Here is a 25,472-nt window from a genome sequence, read left to right as displayed (position 1 = left end):
GCTGGCCTTCCTCGCTGTTCCAGCAGGCAAGGACCGCCGGATAGAATGCCCGTGCCAGACGGTCGATGACTTCATCGGGGTAAGGGGAAGTGTTTGTGGACTTTTTCTTTTTGTTCAAACGCACGCTCCTTTGATCGTCCCACCGTGGCTAAGTTGGGCGAGAAAATCAAAGTTCCAATTTCATATCAGGCGCAAGGGCGCGGATGCTTTCCGCCCTGCACTTGCGGCTGGTGGCTCGTTGATGGCTTACAAGTGTCTGTCGTTATGCGATTTCTTTATCGTTCAGCATTTCTTCAAACTGTGCCATATACGCTTTGTGCTGCTTGAGGATTTTTAGCGTTTCAGTTTTGGCGTAGGAATCGTCCGGTAGCTTAGGCAAGTATCTCATCAAAAAATCAAAGTCCTGCTGAATCCGCCGGACGGCGACTTCCAGCGCAGAATAGTTGATTCCGTAGATGCGTTTCTGCGGAGCAGAGCGGTCCTCCGGGTGCAGAATCTCGTGCACGATCTGCTTGCGATTCGGAAAATCGGCTCTGGCAAGACGGTGCATATCGGCATCACGGACTTTGAACTGCCCGGACAGGATCTTCTCTTTCGTACCGGGCATCATCTGCTCCATGATCTGAACGCCTCGCATGAACTTTTCAGAACGGGCAACATAGGATTCGCTGACATTGTGTTGCTCCGCAATCTGCTTACGGACGCTGTTTTCCGTAGCAGTGGGAGGAATTGTGTCATTTTGACACAATTCCTCCTGAACAGGTTCTTCGGTAGTAACCGTATACTGGTTGTTGCCGTTTCCACCGGGCTTTCGATGCTCCACACTGTACTGCTTTCCAATGAGGAACTTCTTCTGTTCCGGCGTGAGGTTGCGCCGCCCCAGCTGATTCTTACAGATCCAAGCGAGAACTTCTTCTCTGCTTTCAAACGGGAGCGGCATGGTGAAAAAATAAATCTCAGGATGCTTCTGGAGAATGGCATAACGATTGTGGCCGTCAACAAGGATGTTATTCCAAACGATCAAAGGAGAAAGCAGCTTGCCCTCTTTGAGGATATTTTCTTCAAGCTGCTTGTACTCATCGTCCGTCAGCGGCGGAATCTGATTCTGGAACTCCGGATCGATTTTCAGATTGATCATACGCGCACTCCTTTATCTCTCCTGCTGCGCCGGTTCTTCCTCCCGGAAAAAGGACACAACATTCTGCTTTGCGGTTTTCAGTTTGAGCAGTTCCTCTTTAGATTCCTTGTACTGCTCGTAGAACTTCGCCTTTTCGGATGCCAGCTGCGCATACTCGGCTTCCAGCTTTTTCGGGCTGGGCAGCTTGGTGATATCATTTGCCTTGAAATAGGCTGCTGCCGCCCGGTGCGCTGTCAGCTCTGCACGGTGCTGTTCTTCAAAGGCTGCGGGTCGTTTTGCAGCTTTTAATTGCTGTGCGATGTTCTTGGTGCTGGCGTAGGCTGCGACATGATAGCGCAGCTCTTTGTTGGCTTTCATACGACCTTCGAGGTCTTTCACCACCGCCAGCGAATCGTGGAACTTGGTATCAAGCTCTGTAATTCTCTGGTCGAGTGCGCCCTCGTCAGTCAAGCCCTTTTCTTCTAGGAGAATCAAGGTCTGTGCCATGGCTTTGAGGTTGTGTTTTTTCGCCCAACGCTCGTAGCCGATGCCCTTGCCCTGCTTCAGCTTCGCTTGAATATCCACCAGTTTCCCGATGCGGTCAGGCTTAAACTGAATCGTGCGCTTGCGCTCAGCGTTTTCCTGCAAGGCGGCAAGCACTGCTGCCTGATCGAACTTGTCACCGAGCTTTTTTGCCCGGATGAACTTCGTTCTGCCAGCAGGCAGATAACTTAAGCATCCGCGACTTTCCTTGACGGCAATGCCGTACTGCTGCAAGAGCCTGTCGGAAAAATCTTCAAAGCTCGTGGCACGGTACAGCACTGAAGAAATCTGTTTCCGCAGGGTATCTTTTACGGTTTCAAACTTCTTCTGCTTGGGCTGCTGTCCGGTTGCGGTAAGGGCTGCGTTCTCACGGTCAAGTTTCAACTGACCACGCCTACGCGCCCAATACTCAGCTTCGCTGACACGCTCTTTCGAGCCGTTGAGCAGGTCAATCTGGTACAGTCCAACACTCTCGCACAGTTCCATGACCTCAACACGCAAGTGCCGCATGGTCTGGGCTGTGCTGGAGTGCTTCATGCCCTCTAGCCAGTCGCGGGGCTTCTGCATATAGGGCTTGCGCCCGCTCCATGGTCAGGCCGTTCTCTACTGCGTCCTTCGGGTCGAAGCTGATGGTATAATGGTGGGTCTTCACGTCCGCAGACTGTTCGTAAAACAGTATTCAACAAATGACACGGCAACTGGATGTCAGGATTGGTTACTGTTCACTCCGCTAGGCCTAAAAAGCATTAAGTCCCATGACCACACCGCCGAGGTGTTGGCCATGGGACTTTTTGTGTCTGGGAGCGGCACACCTCTATCGAGGTGTAACACACTAGACTTTGTTCCAAAGTCGTGTGCCAAAGGAGATTACGCTCCTTTGAAATTTCCGTTATCATAGAGGAAAGAAACAATCTATTAACTTTCCCATGCAGCAACAATGCTTCTTTCTGGGTTTTGAGGGTCAATAGTCACCTTTATAGGTGTTCCCTTGCTCACGAGAGGGTTGAACCAAAACCAATGGGACTGTCCATAATAAGTGTCTTTTCCAATCTTGTATTGGTACCGAATCACCCAAGGATAAATTACATCTTCATCAGCAAGGTGATAGGTACTCATGTGGAATTTTATGTGAACCCTTTTTACTGCATTAACTTTTCCGGAAACAATCTTTCCGTTTTTCAGCAGGTCTGCTTTGCGGATGTCTGTAATCCATGCTACCCCGATAATTGCCATAGCAATAAGCCACGCAGCTATGAGTGCCCCGATTCCAACTTGCTTATAGGCGATAGAAATCAGAAAAGCAACAAAAATCCCAACAGCACCAAGAATATGGAGCAAATCTTTAGAAAAGAACTTATGGATTTTTTTCATGGAAAGACACTTCCTTTCTCGGTAGACAACATTATTTGTTCTATTGTATCATATGCTCTGTGTTTTTTCAAACCAAGTCAAGTGATTGGTGAAACGACATGAAATAATTGTATCTCACGACAGGTCACCAAAGATAATTGGATTTTTGCAAAAAGAGGAGTAGTGTATCGTCGAAAGATGTGTTATACTCAGTCCATGGAACAATTATGAACTTTATTGTTACTCGGCAGGGTTTGGGGCAGGCACGCCCCAACAAGATCACTTGGAAAACTCGCAAGAGTTTGAGAAGTGAAGTCCCGGATGGACAGGAAATTTTCAAGAATTGAAAATTTGTGGCCACGGGACGGTTCTTGTCCTCTACCGCTGCGCTCAAAATGTATTTTTAACAGATGTTTCCGAATTGTTAAGACGCAAAAATAAGTAGAGAGTTCCACTGCTCGTGTATGTTGATCGCCGTTTGCTCCGAACGAAGTTCCTGCCCCTGTTTATGCAGCGTCGTTGACTGGAAAGCCGATATCACGTTCGGACGGCTCATGAAATTTTCAAGGTGCAATCTTCCCCGGAAAAGAAAAATACCGCCCACGCAGCGCAGCGATGATTTTGTCGGGTGAATCGGCGGCAAAATTGATCGGGTGTGTTGCGGGGCGGTAAATCTTTCAGGGAAAATCCACGGTGAGGCAGCGTTCAAAATGAACACGACCACATCTTGTAGAGGGTTTCAAACCAATCCACAAGAACGGTGGAATTTAGAAGAAAAATACCACAGTATGTAGAATGCGTCAAGAGGGTTTTGAGAGATTTATGCCAGTAAAGTGGAGAGAGTAGGACTTATTTTATCGTGCAATCCCTGCCTTACCCAAAGTATAACAGGAGAGCCGCAGATAGTACGGATGAAAAGTCGTGAAGCAAGATGAATTTTTTAAATTGTCATAAATAACACGATTTTTTGACCGATAACACAAAATTTTGCACCCTTATTCCGTGGGATTCCCTCTATAATAAGAGCAGAGATCAAACGGAAAAAGGAGATGTGGATGATGCAAGCAACAAACCTGAAAACGAATCATCTGACCCAGCCTCTCGGCATAGATGCCGGGACGCTGTTTTTATCGTGGCAGTGCGCCGAAGGCGTGCGCCAGACCGCCTACGAAATCGAAGTGACCGCCGGAGCTGAAACACTGTGGGCAAGCGGAAAGATCTTGAGCAGTGTGATGCACACCGAAACGCCCACCCCTGTGCCGCCCAAGACGCAGGGACAGTGGCGCATCCGGCTGTGGGATGAAAACGACCAGCCCGGTGCGTGGAGCGAAGCGGTCTTTGAAACGGGTCTGCCCTTTGCCGACTGGCAGGGCGTGTGGGTCTGCCCGGAAACGGAAGAGCCGGATATCGACTGCACCGATGCAATCAACGCCTTTGCAAAGCCCAACTGGGAGCAGAAGCAGGCTGCGCTGGAAGCCTCCGGCAAAGGGCAGGCGCAGCCGTATCAGCCCCACCGTCCGGCAAGCTATCTGCGCAAAGTGTTCACCGCCCCGGCAGGAGAAAGCAAGCGGCTGTATATTACCGCCAAGGGTCTGTATATGGCATGGCTGAACGGCAAGCGAATCGGCGATATGGTGCTTGCTCCCGGCAGCTTTACCGCAGACAAGCACCTTGGGGCACAGACCTACGATGTGACAGCGCTTGTCCGTGAGGGGGAAAACGAGCTGCTGATCGCATTGGGCGACGGCTGGTACCGCAGCACTTCCGGTGTGGATGGTGACCGCGACCTGTTCGGCAAGGAACTGACTGTCCTGTTCCAGCTGGAAGTGGATGGCAAGGCGGTTTGCGTTTCGGATGATGCCATGGAAGCAACCCAGTGCGGCCCCATCCGCCAGAACGATCTGCAGCAGGGCGAAGTGTACGATGCCCGGCTGGAAGGAGAACTGACCGGCTGGCACGGCGTGAGAACTGCGCCCAACACGCTCCCCCTCATTGGCATGAACACCGTGCCCATCCGGGAGCAGGAAGCCTTTGTGGGCAGGCTGTTCCGCACACCCAATGGAGAAACGGTTCTGGATTTCGGGCAGAATATGGCAGGCTATGTAGAAATGAAGCTGACTGCCCACGAAGGTCAGAAGATCCGTCTGCTCTGCGGCGAAACGCTGGACGAGAACGGCAACTTCACACAGGAGAACTTTCAGGATCGGAACCGCCACAAAGAGGGCGGCACGGCACAGATGCTGGAGCTGATCTGCAAAGAGGGCGAAAACCACTATAAGCCCAGCTTTACCATCATGGGGTTCCGGTACGCAAAGGTGGAAACGGACATCGACCTGACCGGTGCAGAGTTTACCGCCCATGCCGTCTATTCGGAGATGCCGGTGACCGGCAGCTTTGGGTGCGGCAATGCGGATGTGAGCCAGCTGGTGCAAAACAGCGTATGGAGCCAGAAGGGCAACTTCTGCGATATCCCCACCGACTGTCCTACCCGTGAGCGTGCCGGCTGGACGGGCGACATGGGGGTGTTCATTGAAACCGGTCTGACCCTGATGGATTGCTACCCGGTGGTGGAAAAATGGCTGGCAGAATGCCGCCTGAACCAGTACCCGGATGGGCGCATGGCAAACATTGCTCCGCCCACCAGCCGCCCCGGTTATATGACTCCCATGCTCTGTATGTCGGCGGGCTGGGGCGATGCCTCCATTCTGGTGCCCTACGCTCTTTATCAGCGTACCGGCGACCGCAAGATTCTGGCAGACAACTACGAGATGATGCAGAAGTGGTATGCGTTCCTGCTGGGTCGTGCCCAGCAGACCACCGAGGAGCAGCAGACCGGCGAGTACGCCAAATACACCGTTCTGAACGGTCTGGACTACGGCGAATGGTGTGAGCCGGGCATTACCCCCATGCAGGCGATGATGAACCCGCGCAAAAGCGTGGGTACGGCGTATCTGGCTTATTCCGGGCGGCTTCTGGCAGAAATTGCACAGGCACTGGGCAAGGCAGAGGACGCAGCGCAGTACCGTGACACAGCGGAAAAAGCCCGCCTTGCCTATCGTGCCGCCTTTACGGATCATGGAAAAATCACATCCGACCGGCAGTGCGAATATGTCCGTGCCATTGCATTCGGTCTGTTGGATGAAGCTGAGAGCCAAGCCGCTGCGGATACGCTGAACCAGATGGTGCTGGAAAACGGCTGCCACCTGAACACCGGCTTCCTTTCCACGCCCTTCCTCTGTGAGGTGCTGGCAAAGTATGGTCATGCGGACACCGCTTACAAGCTGCTGCTGCAGGATACCGCCCCCAGCTGGCTCTATGAGGTCAAACAGGGCGCTACCACCGTCTGGGAAACGTGGACGGGCATTGACACCAATGGACACCCCAGTGAATCCCTGAACCACTACTCCTATGGCGCGATCTGCGGTTGGCTGTTCGGCGGTGTGTGCGGCATCCATCTGGCAGGCCAGACCCTGACCATCGCTCCCACCCCGAACCCTGCACTGGGTTGGGCAAAAGCGGTGTACGATTCCCCGGTGGGGCGCATTGAAAGCGGCTGGCAGTATGCAGGCGATGCCGTGACCTACACCATCACCGTGCCCTGTAATCTGACCGCAGAAGTTGTCCTCCCGGATGGCAGAAACCTGACCTTGCAGCCGGGAACCCATACCCTGTAACGCAAAAATATTCCCCGCAAAACACAACGCCCCACACCGGAAGGAATAACCGGTGCGGGGCGTTGCTTTTATGGGGTAATGAAGAAGGAAATGATGAGAAAATGGCAGATCAGAATTTTTGTGCAAGGTATTTTGCACTGAGCTGGAAGCTCTTGACAGGGGAATTGTCCACCCAGTTGCGGTGGCTTTCCAGAATGATGGCATCTACATTCACGGCAAGTGCCTGTGTCATCAGGCTGTCCAGATCCATGTTGCCGGTGCCCAGCTCCATACTGTCGGTTTTCAGAATGGGGGTAATGGCGCTGCCGGTGATGCGGGTGCCCCGGTCGTTGATGTGCCACAGCTTCATGCGCGCGCCAAGCCGCTGCATCCACGCCAAGGCGTTTGCACCGCCCTCGGTGAACCAGTAGCTGTCAAACTCAAAGTTGACGAAGGCCGGATCGGTTTCCTCTAAAAGAATATCGTAAGCACGCTTTTCTGCGTTCACAGGACGCAGCTCGCAGTTGTGGTTGTGGTAGAGCAGATGGATGCCCTCTTTTTGCAGGGTCTCGCCCGCCTTGTTCAGCCGCTGTGCCAACTGGTGCATCGTGGCTTCATCGCCATAATCAAAGCGGTACATCCCGGTGATGACCACATACTCCGTGCCAAAACTCTTTGCTTCCTCGGCCACTGCATGGGCATCCCGTTCCAGACTGCCAAGGTCGGTGTGCAGGCTGACCACCTTCAGGTCGGCTTCCTGCACCAGCTTGTGCCAGTCCAGATTGCCGCCCTTGCCCACCGGCATTCCAGCGGCCTTGGTCAGCAGCTTTACCACAAAGCCAATGGGATGAATCATAAATCCACATAGTTCAATGCCGTCGTACCCGGCGGCCTTCATGGCGGCAAGCGTTTCTTTCGCCTGCTGTTCGTTGCTCAGTACAGTGCCCAGCATAAACTGCTGGATGGCTTTGATGGGCATGATTTACCCCTCCAGTTTGAATGTCTTGCCCGGCGTGATGCCGTTTTCGTTAAAGCTGTCCACGCAGATGTAGTATTCCTGCCCGGCGGTCAGGGTGGATAGGGTCACTTCGTCTGCATCGTAGACCAGCCAGCTCAGATAGAGCTTGTCGGGTGCAACGCCATAGCGGACATTGCAGCCCTGCGCATTTTCGATGTGCTGCCAGCTGATCTTTGCGTCCAGTGCATCCACACGAATCCCGGCGGCTTCGGCCTGTGCGGGCTTCGGGCCTTCGCCGTTGCCGAACACCCGCAGGCCGCTGATGCGCAGTGCCTGCCCATAGGGCAGTTCGCCGCCGGTCACCCGGACATACCGGGCGCGGATGCCGTCGGCATATTCGTAGTAGCCGTTGGAACACTCCCGGACAACCGTTTCGCGGGTCGTCCAGTCTGCTCCGTTCACACTGGTCTCTACCGTGTAATGGGAGATCTGCGGTCGGGTCTCGATGTGGCGGGTCTTGCGGGTATCGCCGTAGCTGTCGGCCGGGAAGTCCACCACAAGCGTTTCATCTGCCATATTTACCTGAATGGCGCGGATATCACTCTCTTTGCCAAGGTCCACGCAGAGCCATTCGCCCGGCTCTGTACCGGCGGCGCTCCACCAGCTGCGGCAGTCCTCGTTGACGGCCAGTGCCGGGCTGCTGCCCTCGGCAGTGCTGGAAGCCGTGACCGGCTTTTTGTAGCTCAGCAGCATCCATTCCGGCTGCTGGCTGGCGGCATCGAATTTGCCAGCCGGGATGCAGTGCGGGTAATCGGCAAAGTTCTGGTTGCAGTAGAGAACCCCGTCTTTGTCGAACCCGGCAGGGAACAGCCCCACCCGGCGCTCAAAGTCATAGTTGACGGAAATGCGCATGGTAGAGGCGTGCCACCAGTTGCCATAGCGGTCGGCAATGGTGCTGCCGTGGCCTGCGCCGGTGATGAATCCACCGGGCTTTGCGGAAAACGGGTTGGATGCCTGTCGCACAAAGGGACCCAGCGGAGAAGTGGAGGTGTATACACCATCGGCGTAAGTGTTGTACTGGGTGCCGGGGCAGGCGTATTGCAGGTAATAGAGGCCGTCATGCTTTGTCATAAAGGCACCCTCAATGTAGGGTTTGCCCACGGCGTTGAACATGGCAGTCAGGCTTTCGGCACTCAGGCCGGGGATGTTTGCCATCTGCGGCGGCAGATCCAGCTTGCCGGTCTTGGGGTCATAGAACTGCTTCATGGACTGGTACAGCACGCTGGCTTCCCGGTCCACAATGCCGTTGTTGCCGGGGCGTTCGTAGCCCAGTACGGTTTCATTGCCGAAGATCAGCTCCTGCTTTTCACCGATGGGGGTCATGGTGTCCGGGTCCATCTCCACGCCGTAGATGGGCGTAGTATTGGAGCAGCCCCAGTAGAAGTACACCCGGCCATCATCATCGCAGAACAGATCCGGGTCCCAGAAAGCAAAGGGCGCAGATACTTCGGTAAACGGCTCGGTCAGGGGGTCAGCGGTGCGCAGAATGGGACAGTTGCGCCCCTTGCGGCTGGCGCAGAAGTACAGGGAATCGCCCACCTGCCGCACATCGGGGGCATAATCGTAGATCAGCAGATCCGGGTCTGCATGGAAGTCCCAGTGCAGCAGGTCGTCCGAATACCAGAAGCCCGCCGACATGGAAACAAAGAGGTAATATTTGCCCTTGAAGGATACCAGCGTGGGGTCTGCACCCTCCCGGAAACCTGCTGTACGGGGACCTTCCTTCATGTGCTGGTAACGGTAGCCCAGATCAAGGGGGTTGCAATAGGTTTGTTTCATCGAATCACTCCTTGGAAATGCCCTGCAATACACGGTTCAGCTGCTTGATGTCCTCTTCCGAAGCGCCGGCCTGCATCAGCATGGATTCAATGGTCATCCGCCGCATGGCACGCTCCATCATCGCCACCAGAGCCGGGTTGTCCTTCACGGCGGCGGCAACATCTCCGCGGGCAGCGGCAGCTTTATCAGAGATCTGCTTCAGAATGGGACCAACTTTGGGGTCTGCCGTGGCGGTAGCCATGTTGTCCTTGACCGACCAGCAGCTTTCGTCCAGCTCGCCGTCAAACCAGTTGGTCACGTTCTTGCGGTTGTCCATGGCGTAATCCGGGTTGGGGGCGTCCACCTTGTTCACCAGAATCACGCTGCTGTGCTCGCCGGAGCGTGCCTCAATGCTGTGTTTGCCGGTGATGGGCAGCTGGAAGGTGAACACCTTGTCGCCCTTACGGGTCTCCACCAGCTGACCGTCCTTGTACAGCGAGACCTCCGGCAGATTGGAGTAGACCTTGATCTCGGTCACGTCCTCGGCGCGGTCTACATAGCGGCTGCCGCACAGGTGCACGAACGGCTCCTTGCTCCAATAGGCCTTGTAGAGATAGAAGGGGTCTTTTTTGAGCTTGCGGTCAAAGGTGACAAGGCCCTTCTGGTTCTCGCCGTGCTTGCCGCCCTCATCACGGCCATCGGCGGCAAAGTCGAACATATTCCACACATGGGTCGCCCACAACCACGGACGGTCGGCGATCATCTTTGCGATATGCTCATGGTAGACGCACTGATAACTCTCGGTGTAGTCGCCTTTTTCCGGGTGGCTGCTCTGGTACTGGGGGTTGGCATCTGCGCCGTACTCCGAAAAGCCGATGCAGCGGTCAGGGTAATCGGCGTGGTACTTGTCAAAGAACTCGTCGTTCTGCTCCAATTCGCCCAGATACCAGCCGAAGTAGAGGTTGTAGCTGTTCACATCGGGAATTTCCAGAATGGGACTGGTGGTCTCCAGCATAAACACGTTTGCCATGGTGGTCTTGCGGGTGGGGTCCAGCTTGTGCGCCAGCTCGTTCAGCAGACGGTGGTTTTCCAGCAGATCCTCGTTGACAGCAGAAGCAGCGGTGATCTCGTTGGACAAGCCCCACACGGCAATGCAGGGGTGGTTGTAGTTCTGGACGATCAGCTCTTCCATCTGGGTCAGGGTGTTGGCACGGCCGTTGGTCATGTGCATGGTGATGTAGGGGATCTCTGCCCAGATGACAAGACCCTTTTCATCACACAGGTCGTAGAAATACTGTGCGTGCTGATAGTGTGCCAGCCGGATGGTGTTGGCCCCGATTTCCAGAATGAGGGCAATGTCCTCCTCCATCATTTCGTTGGTCAGGGCAATGCCCGCACCTTTTCGGTCCTGATGGCGGGAAACACCGCGCAGCGGATATTCCCGGCCATTCAGGATAAAGCCCTTCTGGGGGTCGATCTCAAACTTGCGGCAGCCGAACCGGGCGGAGGTCTCCTCGCCATTGTCCAGCTTGGCAGATACGGTGTAGAGGAAGGGGTCGTTCACGCCATCCCACAGGTGGGCGTTGTTCAGCGTGAAAACAACCTTTGCGGTGCCCTTTTCCACCGGGGCGGTGAGGGTCTGCCCCTCCAGTGCAAAGGTCACGTTCTGTGCGCCCACCACGGCGGCTTCCACGGTGACCTCGGCGGTCTTGGCAGTAAGGTCGGTGACGATGGGGGTCACCTTCAGTGCCGGTGCGCCATTAGCGGGCAGGGCAAAGTGTTCTGCCGGGACGATGTGCAGGGTCACATCCCGGTAAATGCCGCCGTAGAAGGTAAAATCGGCTTTCTGGGGATACACGGTGTCGTTGTCGCGGTTGTCCACGGAAATGGCCAGCAGATTTTCCTCTTTGAGGTGGTCGGTCAGGTCTACCCGGAAGGTGGAGTAGCCGCCCTTGTGCTCGGCCAGCTTTTCCCCGTTCAGGTAGACGGCGGCGGTCATAGCTGCGCCATCCAGCTGCAAAACAGCCTTGCCGCCTGCCGGGATGGCGGGCTTTGCCAGGGCCAGCGTATACCAGCAGGTGCCGCGGTAGTAATCGTTGCCGCCGTCCTGACCGTCCACTGCGTTCCAGGTGTGGGGCAGAGCAATGGCCTCACCCATAACAGCGGTGGGGATGCCGGGGTTCTCCTTGGTAAAATGCCAGTCGCTCTGATTCAACAGGATGGTCTTGCTCATGGTAAAAACTCCTTTATAAAAGATGGATGGAATCAGCAAAGACCGAAAGAGCGTATGAGCCCTTTCGGTCTTTGCAGGGTGTTACTGCATCTGTTCTGCAATTACTTCATGACGAAGGGCTTCTTTCTTATCTGCGATGCGCTTCTGGACGTTGACCATTTCTTCCTTGGTCAGCGGGCAGCCCAGCATGGCGATCAGGGTGATGGCCCAGCCCAGCATGGGCAGACCGAACTTGATGGCAAGGGTCATCCAGAAGATGCCGCTGGTGTAGGAATCTGTGGGCTGGGGCATGGTGGTGGTGTAACCCAGAAGGGCGACCGCACCGGTGGCGATGACAGCAGCCACCGAGGTGATGAGCTTGTCCACCAGACTGTAAGTACCAGAAACGACAGCCGGGATATAGCGGCCGCTGCGGTCCAGCTCGTAGTCGATGGTATCGGCCATGTAAGAAGTGTTGGAGGTGGTAATGCACATCATGGAACCGTTCTGCAGCAGAGTCAGCAGGACGTAAACAATCATGTTCCAGCTGCCGATCACACCGATCTGACGAGTGTCGGTAAAGATGAAGAACAGGAACAGCACAGAAGCGATGGCCATGCTGACGCAGGTCCAGGTCACGATGCCCTTTTTGCTGCCATTTTTGCCCACATACTTCGCACCGAAGGCTGCAAAGAAGATGGAAGGCACCATGCTGATCACGCCAAGGGTAGTAGCAAGACCCATGTTGCCGATGAGGATGCCGTTCAGCATCGTGTTGATGATGGCCTGGCTGCCTACCTGCTGTGCCAGCTTATCGGAAGCGTTGGAGGCGATGTAGCACTGCAGGGGCTTGTTGTGCTTGAGCACCTCAAGAATATCCGCAGTTTTCAGCGGCTCGTGTTTTTTGCTGGTGCCCTCGAAGTTTTCGGGCTTATCGTAGGCGGAGATACCGGCGCAGACGATCAGGGTGCCGATGCCGGCAATGATCAGCACGATAGTGCAGACCGTGCTGAGGAAGTCCTGATTAAAGGTGCCGCCGCACTTGGGAAGGATGACGGTGTAGATCAGCATACTCATGCCCATGGGCACGAAGTAGTTCAGCGCAGTGCTCCAGACACCGATGGTGGGACGCTGGCGGGGATCGTTGGTCATGATAGCCGGCAGGGTCTGGGCGGTCATGTTGGTGACGGTATAGCCGATGATGTAAATAATGTAGGTCAAAACGAACACCGGCAAGCCGAAGCCCTTGCTGGAGCACAGGTTGAACATACACAGCAGACCGACAGCCTCGATCAGGTAGCCACTGATCAGCAGAATGCGCAGCTTGCCGAAACGGGTGTTGACGCGGTCGTAGATGAACGCCAGCATCGGGTCGGTAAAGCCGTCCAGAATGCGGGCCAGCATCAGGATGAGACCGACGGTTGCAGTGGTGATGCCGTAGCCGATGCTGGCAGAATAACTGGCCATACCGATCAGGGAATAGATGCTCATGCCCACAAAAGCGTTGCAGGCGTAACAGATGATCTGCCAGAGCTTTGCACGGCGGTACTGGACGCCGTCTACTTCACTGGCACTGGGTTTCTTTTGGAACATAATGATTTTCCTCCTTTTTGTGTGAACTGAGTTCCGCTTTCTCTGACACCAGAATAACAGAATGCAACAGCCACTGCCGGATGAAAAACGATAGTTAAGGACAAAAATTCGTGCAATAATTTGTGGTGCGTGAATTTGCATCCGCCTTCGCGATTTATTGTCCCATAGGGGCAAAACAGGTCTGCTACAATAGTCTCAACAAGCAACACGCAGGAAGGGAGAACCATCATGCAGAAATTTGAAAAAGGCTTTTTCATCGGTGCTGCAACAGCAGCCCATCAGGTAGAGGGCAACAATACGAAGAGTGACTACTGGGCACAGGAGCAGCTGCCCCATTCCAGCTTTACGGAGCCCAGCGGCATTGCCTGTGACCATTATCATCGGTACGAAGAAGATATCAAGCTCTTGGCCGATGCCGGGCTGAACGCCTACCGCTTTTCTATCGAGTGGGCACGGGTAGAGCCGGAGGAAGGAAAGTTCGATCCGGAAGCTATCGAGCATTACCGCAAGGTGATCGCCTGCTGCAAAGCGCATGGCGTAGAACCCATCGTCACCCTACTGCACTTCACCAGCCCGAAATGGCTCATCTGCAAGGGCGGCTGGGAAACCGAAAGCACCGTAGAGGATTTCAAACGTTATGTGACCTATGTGATGGAACAGCTGGGCAGCGAGCTGCGCTATGTCTGCACCATCAACGAGGCCAATATGGGCTTGCAGCTGGCCGCGATCTCCAAGCGGTTCCGTCTGATGGCAGAACGGGCTGCCCAAAATGCCGCATCGGCCGGAAAGTCTGCCGAGGGCACGGTGCAGGTGGGCATGAACTTCCAGAAGATGATGGAAAACATGAAGTATGCCGCCATGGAGAATGCACAGGTGTTCGGCACACCCCAGCCGCAGATCTTTGTCAGCGAGCGCACCCCGGAAGGTGATCTGCTGGTGATGCGTGCCCATGCAGCCGCACGGGATGCCATCAAAGCCCTCTGCCCGCAGGTCAAGGTGGGTCTGACCCTTTCGCTGCACGACTTGCAGGCACAGCCCGGCGGCGAAGCCTTTGCCGAAGCCGCATGGCAGGAGGAGTTCACCCATTATCTGCCTTATATCAAAGACGATGATTTTCTGGGTGTGCAGAACTATACCCGCACCCTTTATGGCCCGCAGGGGCAGCTGCCGGCACCGGAGGGCGCAGAGCTGACCCAGATGGACTACGAGGTCTATCCGCAGGCACTGGAACACGTCATTCGCAAGGTGGCAGAGGAATTCAAGGGTGACCTGATCGTGACCGAAAACGGCATTGCCACCGCCGATGATACCCGCCGTGTGGCATTTATCCGGCAGGCACTGGATGGTGTGCAGCACTGCATCGCCGACGGCATTCCGGTGAAGGGATACTTCCATTGGAGCCTGATGGACAACTTTGAGTGGCAGAAGGGCTATGCCATGCAGTTTGGACTGATCGCCGTGAACCGTGAAACCATGGAACGGACCGCAAAGCCCAGCCTTGCGGTGTTGGGTAGTTACGCAGAAAGATAAGCTGCAATAGCAAAAAACAGGCTGCGGAAGATGCTTCTCGCAGCCTGTTTTTGCTCAGCGGGAAAGATGCAGACCATGGACACCATCCGCAACCACGGCGGCGATTACATCAATTTGTTTTTGTGCCAGTTTTGCGTCGGTGTTCAGAAGCCCGGAAAGACCGTTCATTACAAAGATCAGGATGGCACCGACATTTTCATATTGGGATGGTTCCATGTTTGCGAGTTTGATTTGTTCCAGAATCGCATCACGCAGATGCTGTGTAAAGCGGTTCATCGCGGATGCCGGAACGACACCGAGGTAATCGGTTGCCTGTTGGAGAGAAGCAAACATCTCCCGCACAAACGCCTCCGGCGTATCCAGCAGCTGCTGTGCGCCGCCCATATTGTCGCAGACGAGCTGGACCGTTTGCCGCTCCATTTCGGCGGTGAGGGCATCCAGCGTTTCATAGTGGGAATAAAAGGTCGTTTTGTTGATCTCGGCCCGTTCGGCAATTTCTTTGACCGTGATCTTTTCGATCGGCTTCTCCCGCAGCAGGGCAACAAACGCTTTCTGAATGGCACGCTTCGTTTTTTTGACCCGGATATCCATAGAATTCCTCCATCAATTGATTTCATAAAGGGTGCTTAACCAACGCTTTGAACGTGATTCGTTGCTTAAACACCGGATACGCCGGAAACTGCTGATTGCGGCCCCTGCGGCGCAGTGCTATTATAGCACCATGGAGATGGATAAGCAACTCACAGTTGAGTATTTGAGAATGAAACATCAAGTGGAGGCATTTTATGGATTTCAGCAGTGTGAACGGAAAAGTGGTCATCGTCACCGGCGCAAGCCGTGGCATCGGCCGGGCCATTGCCGAGTGCTTTGGCGAAAACGGCATGAAGGTGGTCTGTGCAGCCCGCAGTGCAGAGCAGGGGCGGGCTGTGGCAGATGGCATCTGCGCCAAGGGCGGCGATGCCATCTTTATCCAGACCGATTGCAGCAAGGCTTCTGCCATCAAAGAACTGGTGGATAAGACGGTGACGCACTACGGCAAGCTGGATGGCGTTGTCAGCAACGCAGGCATCGGCATGGGCGGCACACCACTGCATGAGTATGAGGTAGAGGATTACGAGAAGATCTTCTCCCTGAACAGCGAGGGTGTCTTTGCCGGGATGAAGTACGGCGCCAAGGCCATCCTCAAGAGCCACAGCGAAGGCGGATTCCTCATCAATGTGGCATCGGTGGCGGGTCTTGTGCCCCAGCGTGGACAGGCGCTGTACAGTGCCACCAAGTTCGGCGTGGTCGGCATGACCCGCGCAGCGGCGCTGGATTACGCAGAATACGGCATTACCGTCAACGCCATCTGTCCCGGCTACACCAGAACCAGCATTTTCGGGGATGCACCGGCTGCGGCCATGGACTTCTTTGCAGCCGACTGCCCGGCAAAGCGGATGGGCGACCCGGAGGAGTGCGCTGCATTGGCACTTTTCCTTGCCAGCGGTCTGGCACGGTACATCACCGGTGCAGCCATCCCGGTGGACGGCGCACTGTCTGCCGGACACCAGAGCATCAGCAGCTGGAAGCACCCGGAAATTTTGACCGGCGGCAAGCTGAACAGCCAGAGCACGATTGCAGCACTGATGGAAAACGAGGCCGCAAAAGCCATCGTGGAGCAGTACCTGCCCGGTTTTGCCGACAACCAGCAGGCAAAAGCTGCCTACGGCATGACATTTGGCAAGATCGGCCCTATGCTTGGGCTGCCGGAAACGGCGCTGAAAGCACTGCTGGGTGCGCTGGACAACCTGTGACCGAAGCAGCTCGGAAAGCCTCTTTGACAGGGGCTTTCGTTCTGCCTGCGTGTGGTTGATTTTTGGGAGGAGACCATGAAAAACGAAGCACTTTTCCGTACCGGCTCTGTCTGGAAATCCATCATTTCCATGGCGGTGCCCTCCATTGTCATTATCCTTGTCATGGTGCTGTACAACATGGCGGATATGTTTTTTGTGGGCTGTCTGGGCGATACCGCACAGGTGGCGGCGGTCTCCGTTGTGGGACCGGTGTTTTCGATCCTTTCGGCAGTAGCGACCATGCTTGGCGCAGGCAGCAGCGCCATCATTGCACGCTGTTTTGGCGCAGGCGAGATCGAGCAGGGCAAGACTTGCTCCTCGCTCTGCTTCTGGAGCAGCTTTTTTCTGGGCGTTCTGGTCAGTATCGGTCTGCTGGTGAGCAGAGTGCCACTTCTGGGGATGTTGGGCTCAAATGCAGAATTTTTTCCCTATGCAGAGCGGTATCTTCAGGTCCTTGCACTGGGTGCGCCGCTTTTTATCCTGTCCAACAGCATGGCGATGCTGGTGCGTGCAGAGGGCGCAGTAAAAGAAGGCTTGATCGGCAATCTTCTGGGCACGTTGGTCAACTGCATTTTTGACCCGCTGTTCATTCTGGTGCTGAACTTCGGCGTCAGCGGTGCGGCTGCTGCCAGTGTGCTGGGCAATCTTGTGGCGACGGGCTGCTATCTGCGCTACATCGTCAAACACGGCACGGTGCTGACCATTGATCTCCGTCCTGCCCTGAAAAAACCGCAGATGCTGGGTGAGATGCTGGCCATTGGTCTGCCCAACGGGATCAGCAGCCTGCTGGCAGGGTTTGCCTCCTCCTTCAGCAACCGGCTGCTGGTGACCCACGGCACGGCGGCGGTCGCAGCCATGGCGGCAGCGGGCAAGACGACCATGATCATCAGCATGATCGCCATGGCGATCTGCATGGGGTGCCAGCCGCTTCTGGCGTACAGCTACGGCGCAGGCGACACGAAGCGCCTGAAGCAGCTTTTGAAGGATCTGATCCTGCTGACCGTTGTTTTTGGTGTTCTTGCCGGGGCGGCCAGCTTTGCCGGACGCAATGCCCTGATCGGGATGTTCATCAAGGAAGAAGGCGCATTCCGTCTGGGGACGCAGCTGGTGGTCTATCTGGTGCTGGGCAGCCCGGTGATCGGTCTGACCTATCTGGCAACCAGCCTGCTGCAATCCGTAGGCAGGGCAAGTGGTGCGGTGGTGCTCTCTCTTTTGCGGCAGGGGCTGCTGCTGATCCCGCTGCTGTACCTGATGAATGCGCTTTGCGGGGTGCAGGGCATTGCGGCGGCGCACCTGATGGCAGACGTGGGCGCTGCGGTCATCTCCGCAGGCATCCTGCTGCACTGGCTCCGGGCATCGGTAGAAAAAACGGCAGAAGTATGATATACTGTTTCCATCAATGAGCCGGAGGGATTAGGCATGGATGTTCTCCAGAATATGATGCTGTTTTCCGAGCTTGTCAAGTGCGGCGGAAATGTATATACATGGTGCTATGATGCACAAGGTGTGCTCTTGCGGAGCAACTGCCCGGACGAGGCATTTCTTGCCAGTGCATTTGAACTGTTCGGCTGCAAACAGCGGATGCTGGAGCATGGGGATCGGGACGATGTACCTGTTACCTTGGGGACGGCATTGGGTCTTTTGTGGGGCGCAGCCTTTGAAAAGGAAGAGGGAAAACTGAAGCGTGTCTGGGTCATTGGGCCGGTGTTCTATCAGGATGTGACAATGCGCGGGATCGAGGAAGGGCTGAAATATTACAGCAAGCTGGAGATCAGTGTGGCATGGACGATCCAGCTTTACAAAGCCCTTGAAAAAGTTCCTACCCTGCAAAACACCATTATGAACCGCTATCTGCTGATGATGCACTACTGCCTGACCGGGCAGCGGCTGGAGCTGAGCAGTGTGAACAGCAGTGCAGCACAGGACGAACGGCTGAAAAGCGATGCCATTCCCCATGACCGGCATAAGATCTGGATGGCGGAGCAGGGAATGCTGCAAATGGTCCGCACCGGAGACCTGAATTACAAGCAGGCGCTTTCCAACAGTATGAGCATGAGTGCAGGCGTTCCGGTGCAGAGCAGCGATGTTCTGCGCCAGAGCAAGACTTCCATCATCGTGTTCACCTCGCTGGTGTGCCGTGCCGCCATTGAGGGCGGTCTTTCCCCGGAGGAGGCGTACTCGCTGGGGGACAGCTACATTCAGACGGCGGAAGCGGCAAAATCGTTGGATGAACTGAGCCCGCTTGCAATGATGATGTACGATGATTTCATTCGGCGTGTCCACAAACACCGGACGAACCCCAACCTCAGTATGCAGATCCAGAAATGTGTGGATCATATCGAGATGAATCTGGACAAAAAGATCGTGGCGGAAGATCTTGCCGCTCTGGTGGGCTACACGGAATACTACCTCACCCATAAATTCAAGGAAGAAACGGGTCTGAGCGTCACGAACTATGTGAAGTTTGCAAAGGTCGAACGCGCGAAGGTTCTGCTGAAAAGCACAACGCTCAGCGTCCGGGAAATTTCCGAGCAGCTTGGCTTTGCCACCCGCAATTATTTCAGCGCAGTCTTTCAACAGGTCACCGGAAAAACGCCTATGGAGTTCCGGGAAACATAAAGCAGAACAGGCATCCTGCGATACCACTTGTCGGTATCGGACAGGATGCCTGTTTTGCGTTGAAGAAGAAAAATGAGGGAAGAATGGCTCAGTTAAGGAACTTCTCGTTCAGGGTCACGCCAAAGTCGCGGGCAATGGCGCGCAGGTCATCGTCGGTGATGGTCTGCCGGATGATGCCGCCGCCCATGGAGAGCACCTTGACGTAGATCTCAGCACTCTTTTCGATGGTGTGGGCAAGACCAAAGGTGATGTCAAAGTCCGGACCGGAGGCAAACAGACCGTGCTGTGCCCAGATGGCTGCCTGATAGTGCTTCATCAGCTCACTGGTGGCCATGGCAATGTCCGCCCCGCCGGGCACCATCCAGGGGCAGACGCCCACACCCTCCGGGAACACCACCGGGCACTCGGTGGCGCTCTGCCACAGGGCACGGGTGAAGTCCCGGTCGGTCAGGGGCAGGATGTAGGTCAGGGCAATGACGTTGGTGGCGTGGCAGTGGTAGATGACACGGTTTGCGCCATTGGTGGCCGCCTTGCGGACGCTGTGGTTCATAAAGTGGCTGGGGAACTCGCTGGTAGGCTTTGCGCCGCCCTCCAAGCCCCAGACGATGCGCCAGCTGTCGCCCTTTTCGTTGATCTCCACAATGCCGATGCTGTGGACAGGGTCCGGCTCCACGTTGCGGAAAAACTTGCCGGAACCGGTGGTAATGAAATACTCGCCCGCCAGATTACCTGCCTGCACGCCCATGTTGACCCACTCACCGGGCTGTGCATTGAAGAAGGAACGGCACTGGGCCACTTCCTCCTCCTTCATGCGGTAGGTCAGGTTGCCGCCGTTGCGCTCGTGCCAGCCCTGCAGCCAGCCATCGTTGCACATCCGCATAAAACCTTTGACGATATCAATATCCAGAATACCCATCTTCAAACACCTCTCTGTTTTCAAATGCGCTTGCACAGCACATTCTGCTCGTATTTCTTTACTTCCTCAAACCATGCACCGTCCACCGGCACACCGTTCCGGCGGCAGTATTCGTCCCAGACCTCCCCAAAAGGCAGGGTCTTCAACTCCTCCTGCCGCACCATCAGCTCGGTGAACTGGTTGGTGTCCTGCAGCTCCTTCAGCACCGTGTGGGGGGCGCACAGAGCCGACAGCAGGGCCTTTTCCACGTTGCGGAAGCCCACCGTCCATGCGGAAATGCGGTTGATGGAGGCATCAAAGTAATCCAGTGCAATGTTCACCCGACCATCCAGACCGCCGCAGCGGACGATCTCCTTGCAAATTTCCTTCGTTTCATCGTCGAACAGCACCACATGGTCGGAGTCCCAGCGGATGGGGCGGGTGATGTGGAGCGCGATCTCCGGGAAGAAGGCCAGCAGGGCAGGGATCTTATCGCTGACCACCTCGGTGGGGTGGTAGTGACCGTTGTCCATCAGGGGAATGCACTTTTCCCGGTTGAAGGCGGCATAGCTCAGGGCAAACTCAGCGCTGCCCACGGTGTACGCCTCCACACCGATGCCGAACACCTTGCTCTCGATGCAGGGCTTTACCAGCCTGAAGTCGTAAGGTTCGCTCAGAATCTCGTCAATGCTTGCCTTATAGCGGTCGCGGGGACCTTTGCGGTCCGCCGGGATATCCTTGAAGCCGTCGCCTGTCCAGATGTTCATGGTGCAGGGCTGCCCCAGCTCCTCCGCCAGATACTGGCTGATGCGGATGCAGGCTTTGCCGTGTTCTACCCAGAATTTCCGGGTCTCCTCGTTGGGGCTGGCAAGGGTCAGAGGGTCGCACTTGGGGTGGGAGAAAAAGGTGGGGTTGAAGTCTGCGCCCAACCCTCTTGCCTTGCAGAAATCCACCCATTTTTTGAAGTGTTTCGGCTCCAGCCTGTCCCGGTCCACCCATGGGTTTTCCTCGTCAAAAATGGAGTAGGAGGCATGGAGATTGATCTTTTTGGTGCCGGGGCAGAGGGACAGCACCTTGTCCATGTCGGCCATCAGTTCCTGCGGGGTGCGGGCACGTCCGGGGTAGTTGCCGGTGGTCTGGATGCCGCCGGTCAGGGGCTTGGTGGGGTCGGTATCAAAGCCCCGGACATCATCTCCCTGCCAGCAGTGCAGGGAGATAGGCACGGTCTTTAACCGGGCAATGGCAGCTTCGGTGTCCACGCCAATGGCGGCGTAGCGGGCTTTTGCTTCTGCGTAGCTCATAAAGTTCCTCCTTCAGGAATGCTCATCTGAATCTTCAAATTGCCGATGGCGGTGGCCTCAATGGGCAGCGCCACCACCTGTTTCTCGGTATAGTGGGCGGTCAGCTCGTTCAGGGTGGCGTTCTTTGCGCCGCCGCCTGCGATGTAGAGTTTGTCCCAGTGCTGCCCGGTGAGGGCTTCCAGCTCCCGGAAGGCTTCCCCGTAGCAGTACGCCAGCGAATGATAGACGCTGTTGATGAGGTCGGCATCCGTGGCAGGAGCTTCGCCGGTCTCGGCAAGGGCGGCTCTGATCTCTGCGCGCATATCCTGCGGGGCAGAGAACCGGGCTGCGTTCACATCAAAAATGCGGGTGTAGGTGCTGGTTTTTGCCAGCTCTACCATCTGGGCAAAGGAGATGCCCAACTGCTTTTGCAAGCACTGGATGATCCACAGACCCATGATGTTTTTCAGGTAGCGGATGTACCCCACGCCGCCCTCGTTGGTAAAGTTGGCGCGGCAACTCTCCGGGCTGGTGATGGGCGTTGCCAGCTTGACCCCCAGCAAGCTCCATGTGCCGGAGGAGAGGAACGGCGCAGCCCCCTGTTCCATGGGAATGCCCTCCACGGCACTGGCGGTGTCGTGGGTGGCGCACAGCACCACCTTGGTCTGCCCACCCACCTCGGCGGCGATGTCTGCTTTCAGAGGCCCCAGCACCGTGCCGGGAGCGGTGAGCTTGGGGAACATCGCCTCCGGCAAGCCCAAAGCTTTGAGAATCTCCGGGTCGTACTCCCCGGTCTGGGCGTTCACAAGGCCGGTGGAGGTGGCGTTGGTGTACTCCCGCGCCTTCACGCCGCACAGCTTCCACAGCAGATATTCCGGGATCATCAAAAAGTCCTCGGCCTGCGCCAGCCGCCCGGCTGTTTTGTCGGCGTACAGCTGATAAATGCTGTTGAAGGGCTGGAACTGGATGCCGGTGCGTGCATAAAGATTTTCAAACGGCAGAATGCTGTGCACCTCATTCAGCACGGCCTGCGTCCGATTGTCGCGGTAGGCGTAGACCGGGGAGAGGGGGTTGCCATCTTTCAGCAGCACATAGTCCACCGCCCATGTATCAATGGAAAGGCTCTCAATTTCCGGGTACTTGGCAAAGGTTTCCCGGATGCCCTGCTTCACGTGGACGAACAGGCTGTCGATGTCCCATTCCAGATGACCGTCCACCCGCCGGACGCTATTGGGAAAACGGTACACTTCTTCGGTGCGGAGAACGCCGTTCTCCATCCATCCCACAATGTGCCGCCCGCTGGACGCGCCAATGTCGATGGCAAGATAGTTTTTGTGCATAATGCGCCTCCTGTGTGGCTTTGACTGTTACCAGTATAGCCCCATGATGCCGCCGATTCCATCCGCAAAGGTGACGCGTTTTTTGTGAAAAGTCTACTCTTGCACGACAAAGGCTGGTGCGCTATACTGAACACAGAAAGAGAGGGATCGGAAAATGCTGACCTACAACATGGATGTGACCCCGGAAAGCGTTTGGAAGCGCACCACCCCCAGCGAAGCAGAGCTGGCACAGCCCTATTACTGCACCGAGGCAGGGGTGTTTTACGCCCAGCAGCACTTTTCCACCGCCCGCACCGATAAAGAAAGCTGCCTTCTGTTTTACACCCTCCGGGGTGCAGGGCTGATCGAGCAGGGGGAAAGCCATGTGGTACTCAGCACCGGGCAGGCGCTGCTGCTGAATTGCCGCACGCCGCAGAGCTACTGTACCGCCCCGGGGCAAAGCTGCTGGCATCATTACTGGGTGCATCTGGACGGCGCAGGGGTCGCCGCTATGGAGCCGCTGCTGCTGCCGGGCAAAAAACTGACCCCGGTGCAGCTCACCGGGGTCAAGATGCAGGAATATTTTGAGACGCTTTTAGCGCAGATGGAGCGCAGCACCGTGGACAGCATGGTGCACACCGGGTTGGCTCTCCACGAAATGCTTGCCTTATGTGCACAGAGCATTCTTGCGGAAGCTGAAACCACCAGCGCACGGCAGGTCATTTTGCAGGCAGTGGAGACCCTGCGCAAAAATTACCAGCAGGAACTTTGCCTTGCCGACCTGCTGGCAGAGGCGCACATGAGCAAAAGCTATTTTCTGCGGCTGTTCCGGCGGTATATGGGCACGACACCGTATAATTACCTGGTCAACTTTCGCATCACCCAGGCAAAGGAGCTGCTTGTCCTCACCGACCACAGCGTCAGCGAGATCGCACGGGAAGTGGGTTTTGGGGATGCCAGCAATTTTTCCACCCGCTTTGCAAAAGCCACCGGGCAAAGCCCCCTGCAATACCGCAAAAGTGCGCTGAAGCCGCTGGAGGGGGCACGGTGAGCGTGGCATCTTTGATGTCATCATTGTCTGGAAGCTGGATCGTTTTGCCCGGAACCGCTACGACAGTGCCCGGTACAAGACCCAACTGAAGCGGAACGGCGTGAAACTGGTATCGGCAACGGAAGTCATTTCAGCTGGCCCGGAGGGCATTATTCTGGAATCGGTGCTGGAAGGTTACGCCGAATACTACTCGGCTGACCTGTCTGAAAAGGTCGTGCGCGGCATGACCGAGAACGCTCTCAAGGGTATTTATAATGGCGGCACGATTCCGTTCGGCTACATGATCGATGAGACCCGGCATTACCAGCCCGACCCGCTGCTGGCCCCGTATGTGGAGCAGACGTTCCAGAAGTATGCAGACGGCGCGACCATGACTGATCTGCGGGATTGGTTAAAGGCGCACAACATTAAAAATTCGATGGGCGGGGAGATGTCCTATAACACAATTCAGCGGATGCTGAGTAATCGCCGGTACATCGGCGAATTGCGTTTGCGGGATGTGGTACAGCCCAATGCAATTCCGGCATTGGTATCAGGTGAACTTGTCGGGGCAAGGCCCCTCCATCTTGCTACGCAAGACCGTTCTGTCGCTTAAAAGCCCCACTGGGGCTTTCATTGCTCCGCTTCGCTGCGCAAACGCGAACCTGTTCAACAAGGTGCAAGAAAAGCTGGCGAAAAATAAAAAGGCCCCTGCCCGTCATAAGGCAGAGGAAAGCTATCTGCTCACCACCAAGCTGTACTGCGGTAAGTGCGGAGCGCTGATGTTCGGAGAAAGCGGTGTCAGCCACACCGGGAAAATGTATACCTATTACATGTGTGCCGCCGCCAAGAAGAAAAAGACCTGCGATAAAAAGGCCGTGCGGAAACAGTGGCTGGAAGATCTAGTGGTCAACGAGACCATGAAGCTGGTGGAAGATGACGCTTCCATGAATGCCATCATTGCCAAAGTCATGGAATTGCAAAATCAGGAAAGCACAGACCTGCCCATCTACGAAAAGCAGTTGAAGGAAACGGAAGTCGGCATCACCAATATGCTGAATGCCATCCAGATGGGCATTCTGACCAGCTCTACCAAGGAACGGCTGGAAGCTCTGGAAGATCAGCGAAAAGAACTGCAAGCCCGCATTGCAGAGGAACGGCTGGCTAAGCCAAAGATGAAAGAGGAGTTCGTCCGGATCAATCGCAAGGGCAGGTTTGGAATACTGTTCTAACCGGTATATTTTGCGATATGCAATCCAACGATGTTGCAAACGATTGAAAAAGTTGGATTGCGATGGCTGCTTCGCTTCCGCAAGCTGGATATGACCCAGCCGGAGCAGCGGCAGGCACTGGTGGATACCTTCATCAATGCCATCTATCTCTACGATGGTAAGGTACTTATTACCTTTAACTATAAGGAAGGTACAGAAACGGTCGCTTTCGGGGAAGCCGTGAAAGCGGAGAAAAGTTCGGATATGAGTGCGCGAGGTACACCAGATATTGAACGTCAAATCGAAAGATTTGGCGTTCTTTCTTTATGTAGGAAAGCGGCTGCACACTTTCTGCACACCGTTTGCACATTTGCCCGAATCAAGGGCGTTTCTGCGCATGGCTTGCACAGCCTGCTTTCCTTTGCATAAAAAGTCACTTGTCGGGGCAAGGCCCCTCCATCTTGCTGGCGCAAGACCGTTCGGTCACTCAAAAGCCCCACTGGGGCTTTTGT

Annotated in this window: 16 protein-coding genes and 2 pseudogenes; 7 read left to right on the top strand and 11 right to left on the bottom strand. The window is 55.6% G+C overall.

What is annotated here, in order from left to right:
* Positions 1-262: 262 nt before the first annotated feature.
* From I5P96_RS12100 to I5P96_RS12090, 3 genes and pseudogenes are all read right to left on the bottom strand, one after another.
* On the bottom strand, positions 263-1,138 hold the full coding sequence (locus I5P96_RS12100; RefSeq protein ID WP_223382343.1) for a hypothetical protein: 876 nt from the start codon (positions 1,136-1,138) through the stop codon (positions 263-265).
* Between the two features lie 12 nt (positions 1,139-1,150).
* Positions 1,151-2,324: pseudogene (locus I5P96_RS12095) on the bottom strand (relaxase); the annotation flags it as partial.
* Between the two features lie 251 nt (positions 2,325-2,575).
* Positions 2,576-3,031: a DUF3592 domain-containing protein gene (locus I5P96_RS12090; protein ID WP_015564803.1), complete on the bottom strand. Its 456-nt coding sequence runs from the start codon at positions 3,029-3,031 to the stop codon at positions 2,576-2,578.
* A gap of 1,034 nt (positions 3,032-4,065) precedes the next feature.
* Between I5P96_RS12090 and I5P96_RS12085 the strand changes: the two genes are divergently transcribed.
* On the top strand, positions 4,066-6,684 hold the full coding sequence (locus tag I5P96_RS12085) for a family 78 glycoside hydrolase catalytic domain (RefSeq protein ID WP_411703331.1): 2,619 nt from the start codon (positions 4,066-4,068) through the stop codon (positions 6,682-6,684).
* A 109-nt stretch (positions 6,685-6,793) separates the two neighbouring features.
* Here I5P96_RS12085 and I5P96_RS12080 read toward each other — a convergent pair whose 3' ends face one another.
* The 4 genes from I5P96_RS12080 to I5P96_RS12065 all read right to left on the bottom strand — a co-directional run bounded on the left by I5P96_RS12080 (position 6,794) and on the right by I5P96_RS12065 (position 13,244).
* Positions 6,794-7,642: a sugar phosphate isomerase/epimerase family protein gene (locus I5P96_RS12080; protein WP_223382340.1), complete on the bottom strand. Its 849-nt coding sequence runs from the start codon at positions 7,640-7,642 to the stop codon at positions 6,794-6,796.
* 3 nt (positions 7,643-7,645) lie between these two features.
* Entirely contained in the window at positions 7,646-9,460 is a 1,815-nt protein-coding gene (locus I5P96_RS12075; RefSeq protein WP_223382337.1) for a family 43 glycosylhydrolase, read from the bottom strand.
* Between the two features lie 4 nt (positions 9,461-9,464).
* Positions 9,465-11,672 (bottom strand): glycoside hydrolase family 2 protein, encoded by a 2,208-nt coding sequence (locus tag I5P96_RS12070; protein WP_223382335.1) that lies wholly within the window; start codon positions 11,670-11,672, stop codon positions 9,465-9,467.
* A gap of 81 nt (positions 11,673-11,753) precedes the next feature.
* Positions 11,754-13,244 (bottom strand): MFS transporter, encoded by a 1,491-nt coding sequence (locus I5P96_RS12065; protein ID WP_223382333.1) that lies wholly within the window; start codon positions 13,242-13,244, stop codon positions 11,754-11,756.
* A gap of 228 nt (positions 13,245-13,472) precedes the next feature.
* Here I5P96_RS12065 and I5P96_RS12060 point away from each other — a divergent pair, with 228 nt between their 5' ends.
* Entirely contained in the window at positions 13,473-14,774 is a 1,302-nt protein-coding gene (locus tag I5P96_RS12060) for a glycoside hydrolase family 1 protein (protein ID WP_223382331.1), read from the top strand.
* 54 nt (positions 14,775-14,828) lie between these two features.
* On the opposite strand, the gene I5P96_RS12055 is transcribed toward I5P96_RS12060, so the two are convergent.
* Positions 14,829-15,365 (bottom strand): TetR/AcrR family transcriptional regulator, encoded by a 537-nt coding sequence (locus I5P96_RS12055; protein WP_223382329.1) that lies wholly within the window; start codon positions 15,363-15,365, stop codon positions 14,829-14,831.
* 194 nt (positions 15,366-15,559) lie between these two features.
* Here I5P96_RS12055 and I5P96_RS12050 point away from each other — a divergent pair, with 194 nt between their 5' ends.
* From I5P96_RS12050 to I5P96_RS12040, 3 genes are all read left to right on the top strand, one after another.
* Positions 15,560-16,567 carry an SDR family NAD(P)-dependent oxidoreductase gene (locus I5P96_RS12050; RefSeq protein WP_223382327.1) on the top strand — a complete coding sequence of 336 codons (1,008 nt, stop codon included), beginning with the start codon at positions 15,560-15,562 and terminating at the stop codon, positions 16,565-16,567.
* Positions 16,568-16,642: 75 nt separating this feature from the next.
* Positions 16,643-17,989, top strand: a complete 1,347-nt coding sequence (locus tag I5P96_RS12045; RefSeq protein ID WP_223382325.1) for an MATE family efflux transporter — start codon at positions 16,643-16,645, stop codon at positions 17,987-17,989.
* A gap of 36 nt (positions 17,990-18,025) precedes the next feature.
* Positions 18,026-19,225, top strand: coding sequence for a helix-turn-helix domain-containing protein (locus tag I5P96_RS12040; protein ID WP_223382323.1), 1,200 nt, complete (start codon positions 18,026-18,028; stop codon positions 19,223-19,225).
* 88 nt (positions 19,226-19,313) lie between these two features.
* Here I5P96_RS12040 and rhaD read toward each other — a convergent pair whose 3' ends face one another.
* The 3 genes from rhaD to I5P96_RS12025 are packed head-to-tail and all read right to left on the bottom strand — an operon-like array spanning position 19,314 to position 22,740.
* Positions 19,314-20,141: a rhamnulose-1-phosphate aldolase gene (gene rhaD, locus I5P96_RS12035; protein WP_223382321.1), complete on the bottom strand. Its 828-nt coding sequence runs from the start codon at positions 20,139-20,141 to the stop codon at positions 19,314-19,316.
* Between the two features lie 20 nt (positions 20,142-20,161).
* Complete coding sequence (locus I5P96_RS12030) at positions 20,162-21,421, bottom strand: L-rhamnose isomerase (RefSeq protein WP_223382319.1); 1,260 nt, start codon at positions 21,419-21,421, stop codon at positions 20,162-20,164.
* The gene (locus I5P96_RS12025) at positions 21,418-22,740 is read right to left on the bottom strand and encodes a rhamnulokinase (protein WP_223382318.1); all 1,323 of its coding nucleotides are present in this window, start codon (positions 22,738-22,740) and stop codon (positions 21,418-21,420) included. Before I5P96_RS12025 ends, I5P96_RS12030 begins: the two co-directional genes overlap by 4 nt.
* A gap of 154 nt (positions 22,741-22,894) precedes the next feature.
* Between I5P96_RS12025 and I5P96_RS12020 the strand changes: the two genes are divergently transcribed.
* The gene (locus tag I5P96_RS12020; RefSeq protein WP_223382317.1) at positions 22,895-23,770 is read left to right on the top strand and encodes an AraC family transcriptional regulator; all 876 of its coding nucleotides are present in this window, start codon (positions 22,895-22,897) and stop codon (positions 23,768-23,770) included.
* Positions 23,769-25,389: pseudogene (locus tag I5P96_RS14325) on the top strand (recombinase family protein); the annotation flags it as partial. The gene I5P96_RS12020 and the pseudogene I5P96_RS14325, both read left to right, overlap by 2 nt.
* Positions 25,390-25,472: the final 83 nt, after the last annotated feature.

Origin of the sequence: Faecalibacterium prausnitzii, from assembly GCF_019967995.1 — a bacterium.
In the GTDB taxonomy this organism is placed as follows: Bacteria; Bacillota; Clostridia; order Oscillospirales; family Ruminococcaceae; genus Faecalibacterium; species Faecalibacterium prausnitzii_E.
Note: the sequence above shows the minus strand (reverse complement) of the source record. Positions and strands in the feature narration are given on the sequence as shown.

Bases quoted from the DNA above. Each gene is read 5' to 3' on its own strand.
- I5P96_RS12085 (WP_411703331.1), top strand. From the start codon at position 4,066: ATGATGCAAGCAACAAACCTGAAAACGAATCATCTGACCCAGCCTCTC.
- I5P96_RS12070 (WP_223382335.1), bottom strand. From the start codon at position 11,672: ATGAGCAAGACCATCCTGTTGAATCAGAGCGACTGGCATTTTACCAAG.
- I5P96_RS12025 (WP_223382318.1), bottom strand. From the start codon at position 22,740: ATGCACAAAAACTATCTTGCCATCGACATTGGCGCGTCCAGCGGGCGG.
- I5P96_RS12040 (WP_223382323.1), top strand. From the start codon at position 18,026: ATGGATGTTCTCCAGAATATGATGCTGTTTTCCGAGCTTGTCAAGTGC.
- I5P96_RS12030 (WP_223382319.1), bottom strand. From the start codon at position 21,421: ATGAGCTACGCAGAAGCAAAAGCCCGCTACGCCGCCATTGGCGTGGAC.
- I5P96_RS12065 (WP_223382333.1), bottom strand. From the start codon at position 13,244: ATGTTCCAAAAGAAACCCAGTGCCAGTGAAGTAGACGGCGTCCAGTAC.
- rhaD (WP_223382321.1), bottom strand. From the start codon at position 20,141: ATGGGTATTCTGGATATTGATATCGTCAAAGGTTTTATGCGGATGTGC.
- I5P96_RS12055 (WP_223382329.1), bottom strand. From the start codon at position 15,365: ATGGATATCCGGGTCAAAAAAACGAAGCGTGCCATTCAGAAAGCGTTT.
- I5P96_RS12045 (WP_223382325.1), top strand. From the start codon at position 16,643: ATGAAAAACGAAGCACTTTTCCGTACCGGCTCTGTCTGGAAATCCATC.
- I5P96_RS12050 (WP_223382327.1), top strand. From the start codon at position 15,560: ATGGATTTCAGCAGTGTGAACGGAAAAGTGGTCATCGTCACCGGCGCA.
- I5P96_RS12090 (WP_015564803.1), bottom strand. From the start codon at position 3,031: ATGAAAAAAATCCATAAGTTCTTTTCTAAAGATTTGCTCCATATTCTT.
- I5P96_RS12020 (WP_223382317.1), top strand. From the start codon at position 22,895: ATGCTGACCTACAACATGGATGTGACCCCGGAAAGCGTTTGGAAGCGC.
- I5P96_RS12060 (WP_223382331.1), top strand. From the start codon at position 13,473: ATGCAGAAATTTGAAAAAGGCTTTTTCATCGGTGCTGCAACAGCAGCC.
- I5P96_RS12100 (WP_223382343.1), bottom strand. From the start codon at position 1,138: ATGATCAATCTGAAAATCGATCCGGAGTTCCAGAATCAGATTCCGCCG.
- I5P96_RS12075 (WP_223382337.1), bottom strand. From the start codon at position 9,460: ATGAAACAAACCTATTGCAACCCCCTTGATCTGGGCTACCGTTACCAG.
- I5P96_RS12080 (WP_223382340.1), bottom strand. From the start codon at position 7,642: ATGCCCATCAAAGCCATCCAGCAGTTTATGCTGGGCACTGTACTGAGC.